Below are 6,350 nucleotides of genomic sequence, written 5' to 3'. Positions count from 1 at the left end.
TTGATTTTTCCGGTTGTTTTTATTATTAATATAACGTATATCTAAAGCAGATTAAGCAGCCGCGATTTAGCTGCTTTTTTTTAAATTTATATTTGCTAAATTTACTAACAAACAGCCAAAGGTCAAGCCCGCTCCAAATCCTGTTAATAAAGCATATCGTGGACGCTTACCGGTTTTGAGGGCTTGATCAAGGCCGATTGCAACGCCCGCTGAGGAAGTATTGCCGATTTGATCGACATTGATGGCGAAATGGTCTAAAGATAAATGCAAACTAGCAGCCAATTTTTCAATTAAACGCAAGTTAGCTTGATGCGGAACAACTAAACCTAACTCTTGAGAACTAATTTTTTGCGTTTTTAGGAATTCGTTAATATATCGTGGAACCATTTGTGAAACAAACTCAAAAACTGCATGTCCATTTTGATAAAAAGCATCAATTTGAGGATACTGATCAACCGCAATTTTTTGAATAACGGGAATTCGACCACTATGAATGACTTCCGGGGCCGGTTGAGTCAAAAGTTTTTCTCCTAAAAAGAATTCTTCATTATTTTGATCAGTTGCTGACAGTAAAACTCCTCCAGCACCATCACCAAAGAAAACCGCTGAAGTTCGGTCCTGAAAGTCAAGCATTTTAGAATTCACTTCTCCTGCAATTACCAATGCATGCTGATACTGACCTGAACGTAAAAATTTTTCAGCGGTGCTTAACGCAAACACAAACCCCGCACAAGCTGCACTTAAATCAAACGCAAAAGCATGACTGGCACCGATTTTTTGCTGGACTAAAACAGCGGTTGCCGGTGTCAAAGAATCTGGGGTAATTGTCGCAACAATGATCAAATCAATCTTTTCAGCCGGCAGCTGACTTGCTGACAGCAACTTTTGCGCAACGTGAGTACACAAATCAGATGTGTTTTCATTAAGTGCAAAACGGCGCTGTTTAATTCCAGTATGCTGTTGAATCCATTGATCATTTGTTGCCATAATCTGACTTAAATCACGATTTGTAACTACCTTGGGTGGTAAATAATGAGCACTTGCTGCTAATTTAACTGCAACGGTCATAAGATATTCTCCTTTAAAAATTATCTCAACTAAAAATTAAGGACTAGGAACAAAAAGCGTTCCCAGTCCTCTTGAAATTAGTGCGGGTAAATGGATTCGAACCATCACGAGTCTCAACAACTCACCAGATCCTTAGTCTGACGCGTCTGCCAATTCCGCCATACCCGCAACAACAGATAATATTATAGCAAATTTGAAACATAAAAACAAGTAATGATTCAGTTATGTTTAACTAATTTCAATTTTCCCCGACAAATGCCACACACTAGCCGGTTAGTATTAATCCGCCGCTGTCTTTGATATTGATGACCACAATTTTGACAAAGATATAGATAATGATAATTGATTATCATTAACCAAGGAATATAACGAACTCCTCCAACTGACCTCAGCAGCTGCTTAAAAGCTATTGAGCGATGAGAAGCATCTTGTTGCTGTAAGTGAAGGTGATAATGACACAATTCATGTTTAATTACTCCAACTAACAGTTGTTGACCACCTTGCTGCCAAACCTTGGGGTTAATCTCAATATTATGACTTTTCAACAAATAACGGCCACCTGTTGTTTGCAAACGCCGATTAAAATAGATCTGGTGTTTAAACGGTCGCTGAAAAAAATCTAGTGAGATCTGCCGCGTCATTTTTGTTAATTGCTGATCATTCACTGTTCCAAGCAATCTCATTTCCAAAAATTATCATCAACATTAATTGGCAAATGACGTTTATGCTGAGTCTTTAGATACCAAGCTTCAATTTTTTGGGCTGCTGAAGTTGAAACATCTTTTCCTTCAAGATAGTTATCAATGTCCTGATAAGTTACACCTAAAGCAACTTCATCAGCTAAAGCTGGACGATTTTCTTCCAGATCAGCCGTTGGTGTTTTCAGGTATAAATGTTCTGGTGCATTTAAAACCTTTAATAATACTTTCCCTTGCCGTTTGTCTAAACGCCATAATGGAGTAATATCTGCTCCGCCATCACCAAATTTGGTGAAAAATCCCGTAACAGCCTCGGCTGCATGATCAGTACCGACGACAGCACCATTAAAAGCCCCTGCGATTCCATACTGAGCAATCATTCGTTGACGGGCCTTAATATTGCCCTTATTAAAATCACTAATTACTAAACCATTGCTTTCTAAACTGGCAACCGTAGCATCGGTTGCAGGTTTTATATTGACACGAACCGTTCGATCTGCTTGCATAAATTTAATTGCATCGAGAGCATCTTGCTCATCAGCTTGGTTGCCATAAGGTAAGCGAACAGCAATGAACTGATACTCTTGATCCCCAGTTTCTTGACGAAGCTCACTAATTGCTAATTGTGAAAGTTTTCCCGCTAAAGTAGAATCCTGACCACCTGAAATTCCCAACACTAGACTTTTTAAAAATGAATGTTTTTTTACATATGCTTTCAAAAAATCCACACTACGGCGAATTTCTTTAGCTGGATCAATTTCTGGTTTAACGTGCAATTCTTTAATTATTTCTGCTTGTAATTTACGCATGTTCGTTCCTCCGTAACTGAATGTAATATTTTCTATCATCACTTACATTTTACCTTTTTTTTCAGCAAATTTCACGAATTTCTTGTAAATGTTATTATAACGGCCAATTTCCTTGTCCAAGCTAATTCTGGTATACTATTAACAGTTTGATAAGAAAGTGGGAATTAAAAATGTCCAATATAAAACGAATCCCAATCTTAGGTATTAACTTTGATTGTCTGACTAATGCTGAATTTTTTCAACAACTACAGCATGATCTTAACAAGCAAGTTCGGCGTTTTATCGTTACTGCTAATCCCGAAATAGTTTTGTATGCTCGTCAGCATCCCCAGTATGCCCAAATTATCAAGCAGGCTGATTACGTAACAGCCGATGGAACTGGCATTGTCATTGGTTCAAAACTACTTAAGCACCCTTTACCAGAAAGAGTGACCGGTTTTGATACCATGAACCAGCTGCTGCATTTGGCCAATGAGCAACACAAAAAAGTTTACTTTTTGGGTGCCAAACCTGAAGTTCTTAAAATAACCTTAGCCGTCATCCAAAAAAATTACCCGCACTTAATTATTGCTGGTGCTCATGATGGCTATTTTAAAACGGCTCAGCCCATCAGAAAATCGATCCAACAAGCAAATCCAGATATCGTATTTGTTGCCCTAGGTTTCCCCAAGCAAGAAACATTCATCTATCAATCATACCAAAATTCTCATGCCATTTGGATGGGTGTCGGTGGCAGCTTTGATGTTTTAGCTGGTAAAGTTAAGCGCGCCCCAATTTTTTGGCAACAGCACCAAATTGAATGGCTTTATCGCTTGCTGCAGGAGCCTTCCCGTTTACCACGAATGATGGCCTTACCCAAGTATCTTTGTTTGATACTCGCCAAAAAGTTTCACTTAATCAAAAAATAAAAAGCTGAAACAGTGAAGCTGCGCACCGCAAAAGTAGTTAGCTTGGTCACGAATGATCACCTGTTTCAGTTTTTTATTAATTTTTGAATTTCAAGTGCACTTAACTTTATTTTTCAAGGTAAAATTCAAACCGTTCGCCGGCATATTGAGTTCGAACATATTCAAATGGTCGTTGATCGGTTAGCCAAGTTACTTGATGCAGCCTTAGGATTGCTTCTCCGCGTTTGATCTTCAAATATTCAGCAATTTTTTCGGAAGCTAACATCGCCGAAACCTTTTGTTGCGCATGTCCGATTGCATAACCATGCTCTTCTAAAACATGGTAAAGTGAACTCGTAACTTCCTCTTTACTGAAATTTTGGACTAGTTGATGGGGAACAGTAGCCACTTCAAAACAGATTGGTGTTTGATCAGCATATCTGATCCGCTCCATTCTTAAAACCAGCTGTTTTTCATCCAAATGCAACTTCTCCATTTCACTCAATGATGGCGTTGTTACCCGATATGAAACTGTTTTACTTGAAGGAACCTTGCCTTGAGCACGTGTTAATTCAGTAAAACTAGTGATACCTGACATTTTTTCTTGCACCTTTTTTCGAGCAACAAATGTTCCTGAACCAACCCGCCTTTCCAAAATTCCCTCATCAACAAGTGTTTGAATTGCCTGGCGTAGAGTCATCCGACTGACACCAAAATCAGTTGCTAATTTTCTTTCTGCTGGGATCCTTTGACCAACGACCCACTTGCCGGATTCAATTTCTCGTTTGATCTGATTATGAATTTGAATATAAATTGGTGATGCTGTCATTGGTCAAGCTCCCTTTCACAACTAATCGATATACCTTCTACCTTGACTATAGGTCTCTTTTAAGTTTAATCCTTGGTCAAAAATATTCAAGTCCGCATCTTTCCCAATTTCCAGTGTTCCTTGCTGAGCAAGTTTAAACTCTTTAGCCTGATTGACTGAAGTCATCCAAACTGCTTCTTCTATGCCGCAACCAGTAAAACGCATAATATTTTTGAATGCATCCTGATATTGCAAGACCGATCCAGCTAAGTTGCCGGATTCAAGACGTGCTTGTTTGTCTTTAACAATAACTTTTTGACCACCTAATTCTGAAACTCCTTCTGGCATACCCTTAGCTCGCATGGAATCTGTAACTAACTCCATTTTATGCGGACCTTTTAATTCGTAAGCCAAACGGATCATATCGGGACAAACATGAAAACCATCGGCAATCATTTCGCAATAAATATTGTCTTCCAGCAATGCATGACCAGTAACACCAGGCTGACGATGCTTAAATTCTCGCTGAGCATTATATAGATGAGTCACGTGTGAAGCCTTAGAATGCAATAACTCTTCTCGTGTAGCATTGCTATGGCCAACTGAGGGAACAATTCCATGGCTTAAACAGTAATTTTCAAATTCTGCCGTATTTTCATTTTCAGGTGCGAAAGTCACTAACTTAACCAAATGGCCGGATAATTCATTCCAGTGATCAAAAAGATCAATATCTGGCGTTTGAATATATTTTTCCGGTTGAGCTCCCTTAAAAACTGGTGAAATGAATGGTCCTTCCAAATGAATTCCTTTGATAACGGGATTTTTGGCTGCGGCTTCTTTGATCCCAACCATCGCTTTAGCAATATTTTCAGATGATTGTGTCATAGTAGTTGGGAAGTAGCTCGTAATGCCTTCATGAATCATCTGTTCAACCATCTGATCAATTTGATCAGGATCGCCATCCATTGCATCAAAGCCATAACCCCCATGACTATGAACGTCAATAAAACCTGGCACAATTGTTGCTCCAGCTAAATCAGCTGTCACCTCATCGGTAGCTTCAGCTTGATACTCGCTAATTGGCCCAACATTTAAAATTTTTTGATTAAAGCGTAAATAACCATCTTCAATCACTGAAATTCCGGTATAAATTTTCGCATGTTTTAAAACTGTTTGCATAATTTAATCCTTTCCTTGATCCTTAGCAATCGTTGCATCAATTCCCTTGATAACCGAAGTCATAAAGCCAGCTTCTTCCATGGCCAAAAGGCCCGCAATTGTTGTTCCGCCCGGAGAAGAAACTGCATCGATCAAATCCCAGGGCGTCTGCTCATCACTAGCTAGAACTTTTTGGGCACTGCCAAGAACGGCCTGAGCAGCAATCTTAGTAGCTTGTTGTTTGTTAAAACCATATTTCACTCCTGCCCTTGACATTGCGTCAATGAACAGGTAGATAAATGCCGGAGAACTACCAGCTAATGCAACAAATAAGCTGAAATCTTTTTCAGCTATTTCCATTGTTTGACCCAGTTTACCAATTAGGTTTTGACATAGCTCAAAATCTGTAGCTGATAAGTTTCGATTACCAGCTAATGCGGTCATTCCCGCATTGATTTCAACATTCACATTTGGCATAATTCGTAAAATTTTTAAATCATGATTTTGAAGACTTTGTTCCAGCTGCTTGAGTGAAAAGCCCGTTACCATCGAAATGATGATTGAGTGTTGCTGAACCACTGTTGTCCTAATTTCTTGCAAAACCTTTGTTAAGGTTTGTGGTTTAACTGCCAAACATAGTAAGTCAGCTTGTTGAACAACTTCAATATTATTTTTAGCTGATTGTAAACCATATTTAGCTGCATACTTTTCATAATTACTAGGATGAGCACTATGAATCACAATTTCATTTGGTGAAACTGCGTTAGCTTTCAACCAGCCTTGAATGATAGCCTTAGCCATGTTTCCAACGCCAATAAATCCAATTTTCATTTTCACGCCGCCTTTAAAATTGATATATACCAATATCTTGAATTTAACTCATTTTAGCAGTAAAAGTCAATAAAAAAAGCCGTTCATAATG

General features: G+C 38.7%; 7 protein-coding genes and 1 tRNA gene. 1 reads left to right on the top strand and 7 read right to left on the bottom strand.

Annotated features, from left to right (window positions below):
* Positions 1-66: 66 nt before the first annotated feature.
* The 4 genes from ON15_RS00560 to nadE form a co-directional block, all read right to left on the bottom strand.
* Positions 67-1,068 carry a beta-ketoacyl-ACP synthase III gene (locus ON15_RS00560; RefSeq protein ID WP_010579516.1) on the bottom strand — a complete coding sequence of 334 codons (1,002 nt, stop codon included), beginning with the start codon at positions 1,066-1,068 and terminating at the stop codon, positions 67-69.
* An 81-nt stretch (positions 1,069-1,149) separates the two neighbouring features.
* Positions 1,150-1,236: transfer RNA gene (locus ON15_RS00555), tRNA-Leu, on the bottom strand.
* A 50-nt stretch (positions 1,237-1,286) separates the two neighbouring features.
* On the bottom strand, positions 1,287-1,751 hold the full coding sequence (locus tag ON15_RS00550) for a SprT family protein (protein WP_010579515.1): 465 nt from the start codon (positions 1,749-1,751) through the stop codon (positions 1,287-1,289).
* The gene (nadE, locus tag ON15_RS00545; RefSeq protein ID WP_010579514.1) at positions 1,748-2,575 is read right to left on the bottom strand and encodes an ammonia-dependent NAD(+) synthetase; all 828 of its coding nucleotides are present in this window, start codon (positions 2,573-2,575) and stop codon (positions 1,748-1,750) included. The genes ON15_RS00550 and nadE overlap by 4 nt, the downstream gene beginning before the upstream one ends.
* 170 nt (positions 2,576-2,745) lie before the next feature.
* On the opposite strand from nadE, the gene ON15_RS00540 reads away from it, so the two are divergent.
* Positions 2,746-3,483, top strand: a complete 738-nt coding sequence (locus ON15_RS00540; protein WP_010579513.1) for a WecB/TagA/CpsF family glycosyltransferase — start codon at positions 2,746-2,748, stop codon at positions 3,481-3,483.
* 106 nt (positions 3,484-3,589) lie between these two features.
* Here ON15_RS00540 and ON15_RS00535 read toward each other — a convergent pair whose 3' ends face one another.
* Genes ON15_RS00535 through proC form a run of 3 tightly spaced genes read right to left on the bottom strand, consistent with a single transcriptional unit; the run spans position 3,590 to position 6,259 of the window.
* Entirely contained in the window at positions 3,590-4,291 is a 702-nt protein-coding gene (locus ON15_RS00535) for a GntR family transcriptional regulator (protein ID WP_010579512.1), read from the bottom strand.
* A gap of 21 nt (positions 4,292-4,312) precedes the next feature.
* Positions 4,313-5,449: an N-acetylglucosamine-6-phosphate deacetylase gene (nagA, locus tag ON15_RS00530; protein ID WP_010579511.1), complete on the bottom strand. Its 1,137-nt coding sequence runs from the start codon at positions 5,447-5,449 to the stop codon at positions 4,313-4,315.
* 3 nt (positions 5,450-5,452) lie between these two features.
* Entirely contained in the window at positions 5,453-6,259 is an 807-nt protein-coding gene (proC, locus tag ON15_RS00525) for a pyrroline-5-carboxylate reductase (protein WP_010579510.1), read from the bottom strand.
* Positions 6,260-6,350: the final 91 nt, after the last annotated feature.

The sequence above is a fragment of the Liquorilactobacillus vini DSM 20605 genome, assembly GCF_000255495.1.
Taxonomy (GTDB): Bacteria; Bacillota; Bacilli; order Lactobacillales; family Lactobacillaceae; genus Liquorilactobacillus; species Liquorilactobacillus vini.
Note: the sequence above shows the minus strand (reverse complement) of the source record. Positions and strands in the feature narration are given on the sequence as shown.